At 73.7% G+C, this 16,976-nt stretch carries 14 protein-coding genes; 3 read left to right on the top strand and 11 right to left on the bottom strand.

The genetic code is table 11. The features are described 5' to 3' along the window. Positions 1-36: 36 nt before the first annotated feature. Positions 37-642, bottom strand: a complete 606-nt coding sequence (locus LCD35_RS04975; RefSeq protein WP_224957460.1) for a CDP-alcohol phosphatidyltransferase family protein — start codon at positions 640-642, stop codon at positions 37-39. A gap of 322 nt (positions 643-964) precedes the next feature. Continuing rightward, positions 965-1,183: a hypothetical protein gene (locus LCD35_RS04970; RefSeq protein WP_224957459.1), complete on the bottom strand. Its 219-nt coding sequence runs from the start codon at positions 1,181-1,183 to the stop codon at positions 965-967. Positions 1,184-1,606: 423 nt separating this feature from the next. On the opposite strand from LCD35_RS04970, the gene LCD35_RS04965 reads away from it, so the two are divergent. Next, complete coding sequence (locus tag LCD35_RS04965) at positions 1,607-3,484, top strand: propionyl-CoA synthetase (protein ID WP_224966158.1); 1,878 nt, start codon at positions 1,607-1,609, stop codon at positions 3,482-3,484. Between the two features lie 145 nt (positions 3,485-3,629). Continuing rightward, complete coding sequence (locus LCD35_RS04960) at positions 3,630-5,192, top strand: beta-N-acetylhexosaminidase (protein WP_225043777.1); 1,563 nt, start codon at positions 3,630-3,632, stop codon at positions 5,190-5,192. 45 nt (positions 5,193-5,237) lie between these two features. Here the strand turns inward: LCD35_RS04960 and LCD35_RS04955 are convergent, their stop codons facing one another. Together LCD35_RS04955 and LCD35_RS04950 are read right to left on the bottom strand one after the other, a co-directional pair. Next, entirely contained in the window at positions 5,238-5,645 is a 408-nt protein-coding gene (locus LCD35_RS04955; RefSeq protein WP_224977925.1) for a DUF779 domain-containing protein, read from the bottom strand. Next, positions 5,645-7,168, bottom strand: coding sequence for an aldehyde dehydrogenase family protein (locus tag LCD35_RS04950; protein ID WP_224977926.1), 1,524 nt, complete (start codon positions 7,166-7,168; stop codon positions 5,645-5,647). The genes LCD35_RS04955 and LCD35_RS04950 overlap by 1 nt, the downstream gene beginning before the upstream one ends. Positions 7,169-7,652: 484 nt before the next feature. Between LCD35_RS04950 and LCD35_RS04945 the strand changes: the two genes are divergently transcribed. Next, on the top strand, positions 7,653-9,170 hold the full coding sequence (locus LCD35_RS04945) for a helix-turn-helix domain-containing protein (protein ID WP_224958069.1): 1,518 nt from the start codon (positions 7,653-7,655) through the stop codon (positions 9,168-9,170). Between the two features lie 43 nt (positions 9,171-9,213). Here LCD35_RS04945 and LCD35_RS04940 read toward each other — a convergent pair whose 3' ends face one another. The 7 genes from LCD35_RS04940 to LCD35_RS04910 all read right to left on the bottom strand — a co-directional run bounded on the left by LCD35_RS04940 (position 9,214) and on the right by LCD35_RS04910 (position 16,975). Beyond that, positions 9,214-9,516, bottom strand: a complete 303-nt coding sequence (locus tag LCD35_RS04940) for a phosphopantetheine-binding protein (protein WP_374108035.1) — start codon at positions 9,514-9,516, stop codon at positions 9,214-9,216. Then, complete coding sequence (locus tag LCD35_RS04935) at positions 9,513-10,166, bottom strand: isochorismatase family protein (RefSeq protein WP_224958070.1); 654 nt, start codon at positions 10,164-10,166, stop codon at positions 9,513-9,515. Before LCD35_RS04935 ends, LCD35_RS04940 begins: the two co-directional genes overlap by 4 nt. 95 nt (positions 10,167-10,261) lie before the next feature. Beyond that, positions 10,262-11,890 (bottom strand): (2,3-dihydroxybenzoyl)adenylate synthase, encoded by a 1,629-nt coding sequence (locus tag LCD35_RS04930; RefSeq protein ID WP_225043776.1) that lies wholly within the window; start codon positions 11,888-11,890, stop codon positions 10,262-10,264. 43 nt (positions 11,891-11,933) lie between these two features. Beyond that, on the bottom strand, positions 11,934-13,193 hold the full coding sequence (gene dhbC / locus LCD35_RS04925) for an isochorismate synthase DhbC (RefSeq protein ID WP_225043775.1): 1,260 nt from the start codon (positions 13,191-13,193) through the stop codon (positions 11,934-11,936). 34 nt (positions 13,194-13,227) lie between these two features. Beyond that, complete coding sequence (locus LCD35_RS04920; RefSeq protein WP_224958139.1) at positions 13,228-14,010, bottom strand: 2,3-dihydro-2,3-dihydroxybenzoate dehydrogenase; 783 nt, start codon at positions 14,008-14,010, stop codon at positions 13,228-13,230. A gap of 174 nt (positions 14,011-14,184) precedes the next feature. Further along, positions 14,185-15,519, bottom strand: coding sequence for a carboxyl transferase domain-containing protein (locus LCD35_RS04915; RefSeq protein ID WP_374108034.1), 1,335 nt, complete (start codon positions 15,517-15,519; stop codon positions 14,185-14,187). Between the two features lie 4 nt (positions 15,520-15,523). Then, positions 15,524-16,975, bottom strand: coding sequence for an acyl-CoA synthetase (locus tag LCD35_RS04910; RefSeq protein ID WP_224966163.1), 1,452 nt, complete (start codon positions 16,973-16,975; stop codon positions 15,524-15,526). Position 16,976: the final 1 nt, after the last annotated feature.

Raw genomic sequence — 16,976 nt, 5'->3', positions numbered from 1 at the left:
GCGTGATCGGGTCGGGACCGGCCGGACCTGGAACGATCAGGTCTTCAGCGTGCGGGCCGCGCGCACCGCGGCGATCACCTGCACCAGGTACAGCGCCCCCGCCCAGACGTACAGCGCGCCGCCCCAGCAGGTGAACGCGTAGGCGATCGGCCGCGCCACGCCCGCGAACGCGAAGTCCTCCTGCACGAGCAGCAGCAGCGGGAACGCGTACATCAGGCAGAACGTGGCGGCCTTGCCGAGGTAGTGCACCTCCGGCGGCTCGAACCCGTGCCAGCGCAGCACCGGCAGGCACAGGGTGAGGACCACGTCGCGGCCGATGAGCGCGGCCGCGGCCCACCACGGGATCACGTCGCGGAGCACGAACGCGACGAGGGTGGCGACGATGTAGAGCCGGTCGGCCGCCGGGTCCAGCAGCTCGCCGACGCGGCTGTACTGGTCGAGCCAGCGGGCGAGCTTGCCGTCGAGCCAGTCGGTCGCGCCGCTGACCACCAGCACCAGCAGCGCCAGCAGGTCGGACTGCGGGCCGAGCAGCAGCCAGAGGAACAGCGGGACCCCGGCGAGCCGCACGACGCTCAGCAGGTTGGGCCAGGTGAGCCACGGGTCGTCCCAGACGCTCGCGGCGACTTCCTTGATCCGGGCGATGCCCGGGTCGGGCGGCTGGGCGGGGTCCTCGCCCCGGCCCGCGGCGGGCTCCGCGGCCGGTTCGGTCCCGGGCTGCCCGCCGGTGCCGATCCGCGGGCCGTCCGGCTCCGGGGACGCGGGATCGCCCGCTCCACCTCGGCCTTCGGATCCGGCCGTGGTGCCGTCGGCGTCCTGCACCACAGCCCTCCCCTGACGCGGTTGTGCGTTCCGCCGCGAAGCGCTCACCTGCGCCTGCGGCTCCGGGGCGCCCGGGGGCGCCCGCACCGATCAGGGTGCCACACCCCCCTCGCGGTGGCCGGGGCGGCCAGGGGTGCGCGGCCGGTCAGCGGCGGTCGTGGCTCCAGCCGCGGCGCCGCATCTCGGCGTCGGTCAGGAAGCGGGCCCGGCCGCGGTCGTCCACGCCGGCCCAACGGGCGCGGCCGCCCACGCCTTCGAGGACGAACGAGTGCCCACCGCTCCACACCACGCTGCACGGGGTGGTGGGCAGTTCCGCCGCGTCGTCGTCACCGTCGGTGATGCCGTCCCGGTGAGTCGTCTCCACGCTGGTCAAAGCTTGACACCTCCATCACGGTCGTCGGCCGGACCGACCCCTTCGTCGACCGACCGCCTCCCCACCCACGCATTGTGTTCGACCGGCGACCGGGAGTTCCGCCGAATCCGCCTGGCCTGCGCCCAGCGGAAGCGACCCGACGCCGAATGGATGATCTTGAAAGTGCACGGGTTCGGCGCGGCCGAAGCGCGACCGACCGTTCGTCGCAGGAACCCGCGATCTTCGGTCGCCGCACCGGAAACCACCCCTCCCGTCGATCGACCATTGTGGACTGTCGGGCACGCGGGCGCCACGTCCGCGGACCCGGCGCGTCGCCGCCACCGCTCGCCGGCGCCGCGTGGGTGCTGGCGCGAACGGCCCCCTTCGGGTAGACCACCGGCATCCGTCCCACACATACCGCGGGAGGTCTCGACCATGGGTGCCCACGCCGACGCGCACCGGCGCAGCCTCGCCGACCCCGACGGGTTCTGGCTGGAGGCCGCGACCGGCATCGACTGGGACCGGGCGCCGAGCAGGGCGCTGGACGAGTCCGGGCGCTGGTTCCCGGACGGGGTGCTCAACACCTGCTTCAACGCGCTGGACCGGCACGTGCGCGACGGGCGGGGCGAGCAGGCCGCGGTCATCTGGGACTCGGCGATGACCGGCGAGGTGTCCCGCTGGACCTACCGCGAGCTGCTGGACCGCACCGCCCGCTTCGCCGGGGCGCTGCGGGCGCGCGGCGTCGGCAAGGGCGACCGGGTGATCGTCTACCTGCCGATGATCCCGGAAGCCCTGGTGGTGATGCTGGCCTGCGCGCGGATCGGCGCGGTGCACTCGGTGGTCTTCGGCGGCTTCGCGCCGAAGGAGCTCGCCGCCCGCATCGACGACGCCCGCCCGGCGATCGTGGTGGCCGCCTCCTGCGGGCTGGAGCCGAACCGGGTCGTGGAGTACAAGCCGATCGTCGACGAGGCGCTGCGGCTGGCCGAGCACCGCCCGGCCGGCGGCGTGCTGGTGTTCCAGCGCGACCGGGCGCGCGCCGAGCTCGGCCCGGACGACGCCGACGCCGCCGAGGCGCTGGCGGCCGCCGAGCCCGCCGACTGCGTGCCGGTGGCGGCCACCGACCCGCTGTACGTGCTCTACACCTCCGGCACCACCGGCCGTCCCAAGGGCGTGGTGCGCGACCACGGCGGGCACGCGGTGGCGCTGCGCTGGTCGATGGGCGCCATCTACGACATCGGGCCCGGGGAGGTGTTCTGGACCGCCTCCGACGTGGGCTGGGTCGTCGGGCACTCCTACATCGTCTACGGCCCGCTGCTGGCCGGGGCGACCACCGTGGTCTACGAGGGCAAGCCGGTGGGAACCCCGGACGCGGGGGCGTTCTGGCGGGTCATCGCCGAGCACGGGGTGAAGGCGCTGTTCACCGCGCCGACCGCCTTCCGGGCGATCAAGCGGGTCGATCCGGAGGCGGCCGAGCTCGCGCACTACGACCTGTCCTCGCTGCGCACGCTGTTCCTCGCCGGGGAGCGGCTGGACCCGGAGACCTACCAGTGGGCGGTGCGCACCCTCGGCGTGCCGGTGGTGGACCACTGGTGGCAGACCGAGACGGGCTGGCCGATCTGCGCGAACCTGCGCGGCCTGGAACCGATGCCGATCAAGCCGGGATCGCCGACGGTGCCGGTGCCCGGGTTCGACGTGCGGGTGCTCGACCAAGCGGGCGCGGAGGTGCCGCCGGGAGTGGACGGTGCGATCTGCATCAAGCAGCCGCTGCCGCCGGGGATGCTGCCGACGCTGTGGGGCGACGACGAGCGGTTCCGCGAGTCCTACCTGTCCCGGTACCCCGGCTACTACCTGACCGGCGACAGCGGGCACGTGGACGAGGACGGCTACGTGTTCGTGATGGGCCGCACCGATGACGTGATCAACGTGGCGGGGCACCGGTTGTCCACCGGATCGATGGAGGCGGTGCTCGCGGCGCACCCGGCGGTGGCGGAGTGCGCGGTGATCGGCGTGCACGACGCGCTCAAGGGCCAGGTGCCGCGCGGTTTCGTGGTGCTCAAGTCCGGCGTCGAGGTCGACCCGGCGGAGCTGCGGGCGGAGCTGGTGGCCGCGGTGCGGGACCAGATCGGGCCGGTCGCGGCGTTCCGGGACGTGGACGTGGTGGACGGGCTGCCGAAGACGCGGTCGGGGAAGGTGCTGCGCAAGTCGATGCGGGAGATCGCCGACACCGGCGAGGCGAAGGTGCCCTCGACCATCGAGGACCCGGCGGTGCTCGACGCCCTCCGAAGCGCGCTGCGCGGGCAGCGACCGAGTTGATCGGCCCGTTCGCCCGGGCGGGCAGGCCGTTCATCCGGCGTTGATCGGGGGCGGGCAGGCGGCGTTTTGGGTCCGTTCGGGTGCTGTCCGCGCCGGATGGGTGGTCTATACCTTTTAGGACCTCGTTTCCGACCGGGAGTTGCCGATGCCCCTCACCCCCGTGCGCGCCGCGACGGCGGCCCTGCTGACCGGCGTGCTCACCGCCGGAGTCCTGAGCACCCTCACCCCCGCCGCCGCCGCGGATCCGCAGGCGCGGCTGCACCAGGTCGTCCCGGCTCCCGAAGCGGTGCGGGAAGCCCCCGGCGTCGCGTTCGAGCTGACCGCCGACAGCGCGATCACCGCCGACCGCGGCGCGACCGAGGTGGCCGACCGCCTCGCCGAGGTGCTGCGGCCCGCCACCGGGTTCCTGCTGGCGGTCGCCGACGGCGGTTCCCTCGCGCTGCGCCTCGACGAGCCGGAGACCGGGCCGGAGGGCTACCGGCTGGAGGTCACCGCGGACGCGGTGACGCTGCACGCCGCCACCGACACCGGCCTGTTCCACGGCGTGCAGACGCTGCGCCAGCTGCTCCCGGCCGAGATCGAGAGCCCGCAGGTGCAGGACGTGCCGTGGACCGTGCCCGGCGGGGAGATCACCGACCGGCCGCGCTACGAGCACCGCGCCGCCGGGCTCGACGTGGCCCGGCACTTCTTCGACGTCGACTCGGTGAAGCGCTACATCGACCAGCTCGCGCGGTACAAGGTGAACTTCCTGCGCCTGCACCTGAGCGACGACCAGGGCTGGCGGATCCAGATCACCGATTGGCCGCGGCTGACCGAGCACGGCGGCAGCACCGAGGTCGGCGGTGGTCCCGGCGGCTTCTACACCCAGCAGGACTACTCGGAGATCGTGGCGCACGCCGAGTCCCGGCACATCACCCTCATCCCGGAGATCGACACCCCGGGGCACACCAACGCGGCGCTGTCCTCCTACGCGGAGCTCAACTGCGACGGGGTGGCGCCGCCGCTGTACACCGGCATCGAGGTCGGGTTCAGCTCGTTGTGCGTGGACGAAGACGTGACCTACGAGTTCCTGGACGACGTGATCCGCGAGATCGCCGCCCTCACCCCCGGCCCGTACCTGCACATCGGCGGGGACGAGGCGGACGCCACCACCGACGAGCAGTACCGCGCGTTCATGGACCGCGCGCTGCCGATCGTGGCCAAGTACGGCAAGACCGCGGTGGGCTGGCACGAGTACGCCAAGGCCGAACCGGCCGCCGGGTCGGTCGTGCAGTACTGGGGCACCGAGGGCGCCGACGCGGAGCTGATGGCGGCGGCCGCCGAGCGCGGCAACCGGATCCTGCTGTCGCCCGCGGACCGGTCGTACCTGGACATGAAGTACGACGCGTCCACCGAGCTGGGACTGAGCTGGGCCGGGTACGTCGAGGTGGCCGACGCCTACGGCTGGGACCCGGCGACGCACCTGCCGGGCGTGCCCGCCGAGGCGGTGCACGGCGTGGAGGCTCCGATGTGGACGGAGACGCTGGAGACCTCCGAGCACGTCGAGCTGATGGCGTTCCCGCGGCTGCCCGCGATCGCCGAGCTGGGCTGGTCGCCCGCGGCCACCCACGACTGGGAGTCGTTCCGGGCGCGGCTGGCACAGCAGGGACCGCGCTGGGAGGCGGCGGGCATCGGGTTCACCCGCTCCCCGCAGATCGACTGGCCGTGAGCCGATCCCGGTGCGGCCGGGCCCCCCGTCCGGCCGCACCGCGGATCACCGTCCGCCGAGCCCGGCCCACTCCTCGTCGGTGAGCAACCGGGACCGGATCAGGAAGCGCACGCCTTCGGGCGCCTCCAAGGAGAAACCGCTCCCCCGCCCCGGAACCACGTCGACGGTGAGGTGGGTGTGCTTCCAGTACTCGAACTGGGCGCCGGACATCCACATCGGCACCGGGTCGGGGTCGCCGTTCTCGTCGGCCACCGCGAGGTCGCCCAGGTGCACGTCGGACACCCCGGTGCGGAACTCGCCCTGCGGATAGCACATGGGGGCGCTGCCGTCGCAGCACCCGCCGGACTGGTGGAACATCACCGGGCCGTGCTGCGCCCGGAGGCGGCGGATCAGATCCGCCGCCTCCGGCGTCACGGCCACCCGTGCGGGAGTGCCCGTGTCCTCGTCCCCCATCAGAACAACCCCGGACCGCTCTGGGAGTAGCTGATGAGGAGGTTCTTCGTCTGCTGGTAGTGGTCCAGCATCATCTTGTGGGTCTCGCGGCCGATGCCGGACTGCTTGTAGCCGCCGAAGGCCGCGTGCGCCGGGTAGGCGTGGTAGTTGTTCACCCACACCCGGCCCGCCTGGATGTCGCGGCCCGCCCGGTAGGCGGTGGAGCCGTCCCGGGACCACACGCCGGCGCCGAGGCCGTAGAGGGTGTCGTTGGCGGTCTTGATCGCCTCGTCGTAGTCGGTGAACGAGGCCACCGACAGCACCGGCCCGAAGATCTCCTCCTGGAAGATCCGCTGCTTGTTGTGCCCCTCGAAGATGGTGGGTTGCACGTAGTAGCCGCCGGCGAGTTCGCCGCCGTGCTCGATGCGCTCGCCACCGGTGAGGATCTTGGCGCCCTCCTGCTTGCCGATGTCGATGTAGGAGAGGATCTTCTCCAGCTGGTCGTTGCTGGCCTGCGCGCCGATCTGGGTGTCGGTGTCCAGCGGGTGCCCGGTCTTGATCTTCTCGGTGCGGGCGACCGCGTCGGCCAGGAAGTCCCGGTAGATGCCCTGCTGCACCAGTGCCCGCGACGGGCAGGTGCACACCTCGCCCTGGTTGAGGGCGAACATGGCGAAGCCCTCCAGCGCCTTGTCGTAGAAGGCGTCGCGCTGGGCGGCGATGTCGTCGAAGAAGATGTTCGGGCTCTTGCCGCCGAGCTCCACCGTCACCGGGATGATGTTCTCGCTGGCGTACTGCAGGATGAGCCGCCCGGTCGTGGTCTCACCGGTGAAGGCGACCTTGCGGATCCGCGAGCTCGACGCCAGCGGCTTGCCCGCCTCGACGCCGAAACCGTTGACGACGTTGAGCACGCCCGGCGGCAGCAGGTCGGAGATGACCTCCAGCAGCACGTGGATCGACGCCGGGGTCTGCTCAGCGGGCTTGAGCACGATGGCGTTGCCACCGGCCAGCGCCGGGGCGATCTTCCAGACCGCCATCAGGATCGGGAAGTTCCACGGGATGATCTGGCCGACGACGCCCAGCGGCTCGTGGAAGTGGTAGGCGACGGTGTCCTCGTCGACCTGCGAGAGGGTGCCCTCCTGGGCGCGCAGCGCGCCCGCGAAGTAGCGGAAGTGGTCGATCGCCAGCGGGATGTCGGCGGCCAGCGTCTCCCGGACGGGCTTGCCGTTCTCCCAGCTCTCGGCGACCGCGAGCTTCTCCAGGTTCTGCTCCATGCGGTCGGCGATGGCCAGCAGCACCCCGGCGCGCTCGGCGGGGGCGGTGCGGCCCCAGGCGGGTGCGGCGCCTTCCGCGGCGTCGATGGCCCGCTCCACGTCGTCCGCGGTGCCGCGGGCGATCTCGGTGAAGACCTTGCCGGTGATCGGCGTGGGGTTCTCGAAGTAGCCGCCCTTCGCGGGGGCCACGTACTCGCCGCCGATGAAGTGGTCGTAGCGCGAGCGGTACTCGACCACCGAGCCGGCGGTTCCCGGAGCTGCGTAGAGCGTCATCTGGTGCCTCCCGTACGACGTTGTGCGGTGTTGGGCGCGAAGTTACGGGCGGCGACGTTGCAGTGACGTTGCCCACGCGCGCCGGGCCGGCGGCGGCAATGGGGTGAGCGTTCTTGCCTGTTGCGCGCGTCACGGTCCAGGATGGGCCGATCGGGCGCGCTCCGCCGCACCGGTGGAGCAGCTTCCGAGCGTGACCGCGCGCGAGCGGTTGGGTACCGTACCGGCTCTGGATCTTCAGCGATGCGATCGCCGCGCGAGCGGCGGTGCCGGGCCGCGGCGCCCGGCGGGGAGAGGAGACGACGCTGGTCCACCGTGGCGTCCGGACATCGCCCGGCCTGGTCGCACCCGCGCGGCGGGGTGCACCCGGCCACGCCGTCGCGCCCGGCAGCTCCCGTCCCCCGCGGCCCGCTCCGGTCGACCCCGCCCCGTCCGCGGCCCTCGCCCCGGCGGTGGGCCGCCCCGTCCCGGTTGTGAGCACGGAGTCATGAAGCGCACCGACGACATTCCCGCCGATCCGATGGAACGCGCCCGCCTGCTGCGGCGGGTGCACAGCGCGGTGCTCGCCGGGGAGCGCGCGCCGCACGCCCCGCGCCCGGTGGTGTTCGAGTCCTGGCGCCGTTCGCTGGCGGCCAGCGTCGACCCGGACCGCGTCGAACCGCCGATGAGCTTCGACGTGGACCGGCTCGCGGAGATCCGCGCGGCGCACCCGATCGCGGCCTGCGTGCCGCTGCTGCGCCGCACGCTGCTCGACGCCGCCGACGGCACCACGCACATCATGGTGATCACCGACGCGGAGGGGAACATCCTCTGGCGCGAGGGGCATCCGAACGTGTGCCGGGCCGCGGACCGGGTGCGGCTGTCGGAGGGCACCACCTGGTCGGAGACCTCGATGGGCACCAACGCGATGGGCACCACGCTGGCCACCGGGCGTCCGGTGCAGATCCACTCCGCGGAACACCTGGTGCGCCGCTACCACTCGTGGACGTGCGCGGCCTCCCCGGTGCACGACCCGGAGACCGGCCGCATCCTCGGCTCGATCGACATCAGCGGCCCGCTGCACACGATGCACCCGGCGCTGGCGGCGCTGGTCGCGGCGGCGACGACGCTGGTGGAGAGCACGTTGCGGGAGTGGATGGCCCGGCGCGACGAGCGGCTGCGGGAACGGAACATGGGCGCGCTGCGGGCGCTGCGCGGTGAGCCGGGAGCGCTGCTGAGCGCCACCGGGCGGGTGGTCGCCGCCGAGCCGGGCGACCTGGCGCTGCCGGAGCGGGTCGAGCTGGACCGCCCGGAGGGCGCGCTGCTGCTGGGCGGCCGGGAGGCGCGGATCGAGCCGCTGGACGACGGCTACCTGCTGCGGGCTCCCCGGGCCGCCGCCACCGGTGCGCGGTCGTCGACCGCCGCGGGCCGGGACGGGCAGCTCCCGCCGACGCTGCGGCTGCGCTTCCTCACCTCCCGGCCGACCGCGGAACTGCGCGGTCGCGAGGTGTCGCTGAGCCCGCGCCGCGCCGAGCTGCTGGCGGTGCTCGCGCTCTCCCCCGACGGCCTCAACGCCGAGCAGCTGGCGCTGGCCCTGCACGGCGAGCAGGGCAACCCGGTGACCGTGCGCGCCGAGATCCACCGGCTGCGCACCCAGCTGGGCCACGACGTGGTGCAGACGAAGCCGTACCGGATCGCCGCCGAGGTGGACGCGGACTTCCTGCAGCTGCGCGCCGCGCTGCGGGCGGGCCGGCTGGACCCGGCGCTGGAGCTGCACCGAGGAGCGCTGCTGCCGAGCTCGGAGGCACCGGCGGTCCGCGAGGAGCGGGAGGACCTGCTGGCGGGGTTGCGCGGCGCGGTGCTCTCGGCGCGCGACCCGGAACTGCTGTGGCGGCTGGCCGACGGGGCCGCGGGCCGCGACGACATCGAGGTGCACGAGGCGCTGCTGGTGGTGCTGCCCGCGCAGGACTGGCGCCGCCCCACGGTCGCGGCCCGCCTGCACCGGCTGCTGCACGACCCGGCCTGACCGGGGTCGCGCAGCGGGTGCCGCGGCCGCGGGGCGGCGGAGGTCAGCCCGCCTTCGGCTCCAGCACCGACCACCACTCGGCGAGGCTGGGGCGTTCCGCCAGGTCGGCGAAGGTGACCTCGACGCCCTTGGTGCGCCACCGCTCCACCAGGCTCATGATCCGCACCGAGTCGAGGCCCCAGTCCAGCAGGTTCTCCTCGTCGCTGATCTCGGCCGGGTCCTCGTAGAGCAGCTCGGCCACGTCGGCCCGCACGTCGTCGAGGGTCAGCTTCCCGCTCATGTTCTCCTCCTGCACCCGTTCTCCACCGGCTTCGGCGAAGCCCGGTCCGTTCGTCGCGGCGCTCATGCCACCGCGGAAGGCTGCGGCGCCAGCGCGTCGACGAGCCGCTGCGTCGACTCCACCACGGCGCACCGCTTGGCCGCGTACTGCACCGCCATCCGGTGGTCCTCGGCGGAGAAGTCGGCGACGGCGTCGGCGGCCAGGAAGGCCTGCACCTCCTGCTGGAACGCTTCGGCCGCGGTCATCAGGCATCCGATGTGCGCGTAGATGCCGGTGATGATCAGCTGGTCGCGGCCCCAGCCGCGCAGCATCTCCCGCAGCTCGGTGCGCTGGAAGGCGCTGTAGCGCCACTTGGTCAGGCGCACGTCGCCGGGTTCCGGCGCGAGCTCGTCGATGATCGCCTCCTGCTCGGCGTCGGCGACGCCGGGGCCCCACCACTCCAGCTGGAGACCGCGCTGCTGCGGGGTCTGCCCGCTGGGCTGGGCGCAGTACACGACGGGAACCCCGGCGGCGCGGGCGCCCGCGGCGAGCCTGCGGATGTTCGGCACCACCTCGGTGAGCGGTTCGGCGTCGGGCTCGAAGACGCCCACGAAGTGCCGCTCCATGTCGTGCACGAGCAGCACGGCCCGGTCCGCGTCCGGCCGCCAGTCCACCCGGTTGGCGGGCAGTTCGTCCTGCCGCGGAACCGGGTACGGCGCGATCGTCGGCAACCCCACCTGTGCGTCCTCCTGTCCTGCTCCACGTCCGGTCCGGGGCCGCCCCGGCCGGGAATCGCCGGGCCGGCCCCGTTCGCGCGGGGCCGCTCGGCCGGTCAACGACGTTCGAGTCCCGGCACCAGGTCGCGCTGGATCGCTTCGCGCAGGTCGCGCTTGCTGACCTTGCCGACGCCGGTCTGCGGGAACGCGTCGACGAACTCGACGCGGTCGGGCACCTTGTAGCCGGCGAGGCCGCGCTGCCGGACGAACTTGATCAGCTCGCGGGCCTTCGGCGCCTCGCCGCGCGCCACCACGAAGGCGCAGGTGCGCTCGCCGAGGTACGGGTCGGGCATGGACACCACGGCGGCGTCGTGCACGGCGGGGTGGGCCAGCAGGTGGTTCTCCACCTCTTCGGCCGCGACCTTCTCGCCACCGCGGTTGATCTGGTCCTTGGCGCGGCCTTCGACGACGATGTTGCCCTCGGCGGTGAACCGCACGACGTCGCCGGTGCGGTAGAAGCCCTCGGGGGTGAACGCCTTGGCGTTGTGCTCCTCGGCCCGGTAGTAGCCGCGGATCGTGTAGGGCCCGCGGGTGAGCAGGTGGCCGGTGCCGCCGGGGGCGACGGGCCGGTCCTCGTCGTCGACGACGAGCACCTCGTCGTCCGGGGAGATCGGTCTGCCCTGGGTGGTGACGATGACGTCCTCGGGGTCGTCGAGCCGGGTGTAGTTGACGAGCCCTTCGGCCATGCCGAACACCTGCTGCAGGGTGGCGCCGAGCACCGGGCGGACCCGGCGCGCGACCTCCTCGCTGCACTTGGCGCCGCCGACCTGCAGCACCTCCAGGCTGGATAGGTCGTGCGCGGTGTTCGCGGCCGCGTCCAGCCACACCAGCGCCAGCGGCGGGACCGCGGCCAGCAGCGTGACGCGTTCCCGCTCCACCAGCGGGAAGACCTCGTCGGGGCTGGGGCGGCGGGAGAGCACCACCTTGCCGCCGGCCTGCAGGACGCCGAAGGTGCCGGGCGAGCTCATCGGGAAGTTGTGCGCGGCGGGCAGCGCCACCAGGTAGACGGTGTCCGCGGTGACGCCGCAGATCTCGTTGCTGGCGCGGAACGAGTAGGCGTAGTCGTCGTGGGTGCGCGGGATGAGCTTCGGCACCCCGGTGCTGCCGCCGGAGAGCTGGAGGAACGCGATGTCCCCCGGACCTGGACCGTCCACATCGGATGGTTCGGCGTCGATCCCGGACAACGCGGGGAAACCGGACTCCCCCGGGTCGCCCGCGATGAGCACGTGGCGCAGCCCGGGCACCTTCGCCCGCACCTCGGCGGCGAGCGCGCGGTGGTCGAACCCGGCCTCCACGTCGCAGGTGATGTAGGCGGCGGCCTCGGCGAACTCGCAGAAGTAGGCCACTTCGGTCAGCCGGTGCGAGGGCAGCGCGAACACCGGCACCGCGCCGAGGCGGAACAGCGCGAAGCACACCTCGAAGAACTCGGCGATGTTCGGCAGCTGCACCACGACCCGGTCCTGCGCGCCGATGCCGAGCTCGCGCAGCCCGGCCGCGAGCCGGTCGGCGCGGGTGTCGAGCTCGCCGTAGGTCAGCGAGCGCTCGGCGTCCACGACCGCGACCCGGTCGCCGTGCTCGGCGGCGCGGACGCGGAGGATCTCGCCGAAGGTCTCCCCGCGCCAGTACCCGGCTTCGCGGTACCGGGCGGCGTCCTTCTCGGGCCAGGTTGGGCATCCGGGCAGCATCGTCGTTCCTGTTCGTTCGGGGGTCGGCAGGGGCGGCCGGTGGCTACAGCGCGTCCGTCCAGCCCATCGCCGAGAGCGCGGTGCGGAACTTCGCGGAGGTCTCGGCGAGCTCGTCGGCCGGGTCGGAACCTTCGACGATCCCGGCGCCGGCGTAGAAGCGGATCGCGGAGTCCTCGATCTCGGCGCACCTGATCGTGACGACCCATTCTCCGTCGCCGGTGGCGTCGCACCAACCGACCATCCCGGTGTAGAAACCGCGCTCGAACGGTTCCGCTTCGGCGATGGCGACCCGGGCGTCCTCCGGCGGGGTGCCGCACACGGCGGGCGTCGGGTGCATCGCGACGGCCAGCTGCAGCGAGGTGGTCCCGGGGTCGAGGAGTTCGCCGGTGATCTCGGTGGACAGGTGCCACATGGCGGCGGTGTGCACCACCGAGGGCCCGTCGGGGACGACGAGGTCGCGGCACAGCGGGCGCAGCGCGGCCACCACGGCGTCGACGACGGCGGCGTGCTCCCGGAGGTCCTTCTCGGAGTGCTGCAACTCCTCGGCGCGGCGGCGGTCCTCGTCCGGGTCCGCGCTGCGCGGCCGGGAACCGGCAAGCGGGTTGGAGCGCACCCGGGTGCCGTCCAGCGACACCAGCAGTTCCGGGCTGGCGCCGAGCAGGGTGCGGCCCGTCTCGGCCCGTTCGCCGAAGGAGTCGCGGGTGCCGTCCTGGCCGCGCCGCGGGAGGTCCACGGCGTAGGTGAAACCGCCCGGATCGGTGCCCGCGAGGTTGCGCAGCATCCGCCCCGGATCCACCGGCTCCGATGTGGACAGTTCGAGGGAGCGGGCCAGCACGACCTTGCTCATCTCCTCGTCGCGCAGCCGCTTGAGCACCCGCTCCACCGCGCGCTCGTACTCGGCGGGAGCCGGGACGTGCTTCACCTCGTAGTCCACCCGGGGCGCGTCCGGCGCGGCCACCGGTTCGGACAGCGGCTCGGCGCGGTCCACCGCGGCGGGCAGCACCAGGTGCGCGGGCAGGTTGTCGCCGAACGGCACGGCACCGACCACGACGGGGTTCACCCGGCCGAACTCCTCGGCGTGGCGCAAAAATTCGGCGACCTGGCCGGGGAGCCGGTCGCGCCCCCCGGAGCAGGTAGCCTTCGGCACCACGGCGTCGACGCCGCGCGCCAGCATCGAACCGCGCGGCGAGGCGAAGAAGAACGAGGAACCCGCCGAATACCGGTCGAGCAGGGCGCCCGGGGTGAGGCGCTCGCCGAGATCGTCGGATTCTCCGCGCATGGTGGTATCGCTGTCCGTGGTCATGTGTGCCTTCCGTGGGCGGTGGTCGAGGGGCGGCTCAGGCGCGCAGCGTCGCGCCGCCGTCGACGTACAGATCGTGCATCGTGATGTGCCCGGCCTGATCGGAGAGCAGGAAGACGACCGCCTCCGCGACGTCCTCGGCCGTGGCCAGCTTGCCCAGCGGGATGCCGGTCTTGTAGGTCTCCAGCGATCCGGCGATCACCGGGGCGGGTCCGCGTTCGTCCCACAGCCGGTGCTGCATCGGCGTGTCGGTGGAACCCGGCGAGACCACGTTGCAGCGGATGCCGTGCTCGGCGAGCTCCAGGCCGAGCGACTTGGTGAACAGCGTCGCCGCCGCCTTGGACGCGCCGTAGGCGGCCATGCCCTGGCGCGGGACGCCCGCGGCGTTGGAGCCGACGGTGACGATGGAACCGCGGCCGCGGGGGATCATCCGCTTCGACACCGAGCGGCACAGGTGGAACACGCCGGTGGTGTTCACCGCGAAGGTGCGGTGCCAGTCCGCCTCGTCGATCTCCTGCACGGTGCCGGGGCTCAGGATGCCCGCGACGTTGACCAGCAGATCCACCGGTCCCGCTTCGCGTTCGGCGCGCTCAATCACGGATTCCACGGCCGCGGAGTCGGCGACGTCGGCGGGGCAGGCCAGCACGCGGCGGCCCTTGCCGGTCGCGGTCGAGGCGACTCCGGCGAGTTCCTCGGCGTCGAGGTCGACGGCGACGACGGTCGCCCCCAGCTCCCCGAGCGCGTGCACCACAGCGGTACCGATACCGTGGGCGGCGCCGGTCACCACGGCGACCCGGCCGCTGATGCCACTGCGGTCCATCTCGTCCTTCCCCTCGACTGCTGCCACGACCGGGCGCGCTCTCCTGTACCGAGACCGGCTCAGCCCTGTATGGTTAGGCTAACCTGACCACAGCGAGGTTCGGTAGGGGATGACCATCACACCTCGCACCGCCTTGCCCTCTTGGCTCTCTTGCGAGCGCGCGACCGCCGTCGGTCACCGCGGCGGCTCGCCGAGGACGCCCCGGGCGAAACCGAGGTCCACGACGTCCTGGGGGCGCAGCCGCAACGACTCGGCCAGCTCCGGCACCTGCTCCGGCGGGAGCTTGAGGATCGACGCGGCCGATTCCGGGGCGATGACCGCGAAGTAGGCGTCCGCGGTGATCCACGTCGAGCCGGGCGCGGCCAGCGCCAGCGCTCCCCCGGAACCGCCCTCGCCGATCACGAGCGTGGTGATCGGCACCCGCGCCTCGGCGACCGCGGTGAACAGCTCGCCGATCGCGGGCCCGGCCCCGGCGAGTTCGGCGGCCGCGCCGTTCGCCGCGCCCGGGGTGTCCACCAGCGTCAGCACCGGCAGCCGCAGCCGGTCCGCCAGCCGCACCAGCCGGGCCGCCGTGCGGAAACCGGCCGGGGTGTTGGCGGTACCGGTCTGCGCGGCGTAGGCGACCGGACGGCCCTCGTGCTCGCCGATCCCGCACAGCATCCCCGGATCCGCACCACCCGCCCGGTCGCCGCTGAGCGCGAACCGGCCGGTGAAGAACCGGTCCAGGTAGTCGGTCGCGCGCGGGCGCTCCGCCGCGCGGGCGCGCCGCACCGCCGCCCACCCGCTGCCCGGGGCGGGGCCCGGCCGCGGCGGGACGGGCGGCGCGACGGGTTCCGGGACGGCGCGGCGCGGTTGCAGCAGGTCCACCAGACCGGGGAGCACCGCGGGCAGCTCGTCCTCCGCCACCAGCCGGTCCACCTGGCCGGCGGCGAACTTCCCGGCCGCGGTGAACGCCGCTCCGGACTCCGCGGCGGGGCGCACCCGGCTGCCGCCGAACGCGACCTCGGCGCCGGGCACCGCGAGCACCACGTCGGCGCCCGCGCCCAGCGCCGCCCACATGCCGCCGGTCGTCGGATCGCGCAGCACCGCCACGTGCGGGAGGCCCGCCCGCCTGGTCCGCGCGCAGGCCCGCGCGATGGTCTGCAGCTGGGCGAGCGCGCGGATCCCCTCCTGCATCCGGCTTCCGCCGGAGGCCACCAGCGAGACCACCGGCAGCCGCAGCTCCCGGGCCCGGTCGAAGGCGTCCACCACCCGCGCCCCGGTCTCCTCCCCGACCGAACCGCCGAGGAAGCCGAACTCGAACGCGACCAGCACGGCGCGACCGGAACCGACCGCGCCGTGCCCGCACAGCACGGATTCGGCCGCTCCGGTGCGCTCGGCGGCCCGGCGCCGCTGCTCGCCGTAGCCGTCCCAGCCCAGCGGGCCGTCCACCGGGCGGGTTCCGGTGCGGCGCGGCGCGAACTCGGTGAAGTCCGCGCACACCGCGGTGATCAGCTCGCGCGCGCCCACCGGATCACCCCAGCGCCTTCTTCATGACCTTGCCCATCTCGTTGCGCGGCAAGGACTCCACGAACCGCACCTCGCGCGGGCGCTTGTGCGGGGTGAGCAGCCGGGCCACGTGCTCGGCGAGCTCGCGGCCGGTCTCGTCCGCGTCCGCGGGCTCCGCGGTCGGCACCACCCAGGCCAGGATCCGCTCGCCCAGGTCCGGATCGGCCTGCCCGGTGACGGCGACCTCGGCGACGACCGGGTGCTCCAGCAACGCGTTCTCGATCTCGCCCGCGCCGATCTTGTAGCCGCCGCTCTTGATGATGTCGGTGGCCTTGCGCCCCACGATCCGCAGGTAGCCGTCGGGCGCGCGGGTGGCGACGTCGCCGGTGCGGAACCAGCCGTCGGCGAACGCGGCGGCGGTGGCGTCCGGCCGGTTCAGGTAGCCGGTGAACAGGTTCCGGCCGCGGACCAGGATCTCGCCGACGGTCTCGTCGTCGCTGACCTCGATGTCGGCGCCCGCGTCGTCGACGAGCTTGATCTCCACCCCGTCGAAGGGCAGGCCGACGTAGCCGGGCCTGCGGTCCCCGGAGGCGCGCACGCCCGAATTCATGATCGTCTCGCTCATGCCGTAGCGCTCCACGACGCGCTGCCCGGTCAGCCGGGAGATCCGCTCGTGCTCCACCGCGGGCAGCGCGGCCGAACCGGACACCAGCAGCCGGGCACGGCCGACCGCCGCCGCCAGCTCCGGATCGCGTTCGGCGTCGTCGGCGAGGCGGTGGTACATCGTCGGCACCCCGAACAGCATCGTCGCCGCGCCGGCCAGCTCCGCGGCCACCGCCGCCGAGGAGAACCGGCCGAGGTGGTGCACGGTCCCGCCGAGCCGCACCGGCCCGAGGGTGCCGAGGATCAGCCCGTGCACGTGGAACAGCGGCAGCGCGTGCACCAGCACGTCCTGCGCGGTCCACTCCCACGCGTCGGCGAGCGCGTCGAGGTTCGCCCGGATGGCCCGCCGCGGCAGCACCACGCCCTTCGGCGGGCCGGTGGTGCCGGAGGTGTAGACGATCAGCGCCGGCTGCTCCTCGTCCGGTTCGGCGGGCAGCTCGCCGCCGGGTGCGAGGTCCACCTCGTGCAGCGGAACCTCGGCCAGCGCCGCCGGGATCTCGAAACCGGGCGCGGCGAGCAGGAGTTCCGGTTCGCTGTCCCCGGCGATGTGCGCGAGCTCCCGCTCCCCCACCTTCGGGTTCACCGGCACCACCGCGGCACCGGCAGCGAGCGCGCCGAGCACCGCCACCGCGGTCTCCAGCTCCGACGTGGCCCACACCGCCACCCGCCGGGCACCGCCGACGCGCTCGGCGACGCCCGCCGCGGCGGCGGCCAGCTCCGGGTAGGTGAGGGCGCGGTCGCCGAAGCGCACCGCCTCCTTCTCCTCCGGCCTGCGCAGCGTCGGGAACAGTTCCATGCCTACCTCCGGTTCCATG

Origin of the sequence: Saccharopolyspora sp. 6V (assembly GCF_020176785.1) — a bacterium.
Classification (GTDB): domain Bacteria; phylum Actinomycetota; class Actinomycetes; order Mycobacteriales; family Pseudonocardiaceae; genus Saccharopolyspora_C; species Saccharopolyspora_C gregorii.
Note: the sequence above shows the minus strand (reverse complement) of the source record. Positions and strands in the feature narration are given on the sequence as shown.

What these genes read in the sequence shown, in the direction of transcription:
- LCD35_RS04940 (WP_374108035.1), bottom strand. Translation starts at nt 9,516, where the DNA reads ATGAGCGCCGCGACGAACGGACCGGGCTTCGCCGAAGCCGGTGGAGAA.
- LCD35_RS04930 (WP_225043776.1), bottom strand. Translation starts at nt 11,890, where the DNA reads ATGCTGCCCGGATGCCCAACCTGGCCCGAGAAGGACGCCGCCCGGTAC.
- LCD35_RS04960 (WP_225043777.1), top strand. Translation starts at nt 3,630, where the DNA reads ATGCCCCTCACCCCCGTGCGCGCCGCGACGGCGGCCCTGCTGACCGGC.
- LCD35_RS04945 (WP_224958069.1), top strand. Translation starts at nt 7,653, where the DNA reads ATGAAGCGCACCGACGACATTCCCGCCGATCCGATGGAACGCGCCCGC.
- LCD35_RS04910 (WP_224966163.1), bottom strand. Translation starts at nt 16,975, where the DNA reads ATGGAACCGGAGGTAGGCATGGAACTGTTCCCGACGCTGCGCAGGCCG.
- LCD35_RS04950 (WP_224977926.1), bottom strand. Translation starts at nt 7,168, where the DNA reads ATGACGCTCTACGCAGCTCCGGGAACCGCCGGCTCGGTGGTCGAGTAC.
- LCD35_RS04965 (WP_224966158.1), top strand. Translation starts at nt 1,607, where the DNA reads ATGGGTGCCCACGCCGACGCGCACCGGCGCAGCCTCGCCGACCCCGAC.
- dhbC (WP_225043775.1), bottom strand. Translation starts at nt 13,193, where the DNA reads ATGACCACGGACAGCGATACCACCATGCGCGGAGAATCCGACGATCTC.
- LCD35_RS04920 (WP_224958139.1), bottom strand. Translation starts at nt 14,010, where the DNA reads ATGGACCGCAGTGGCATCAGCGGCCGGGTCGCCGTGGTGACCGGCGCC.
- LCD35_RS04955 (WP_224977925.1), bottom strand. Translation starts at nt 5,645, where the DNA reads ATGGGGGACGAGGACACGGGCACTCCCGCACGGGTGGCCGTGACGCCG.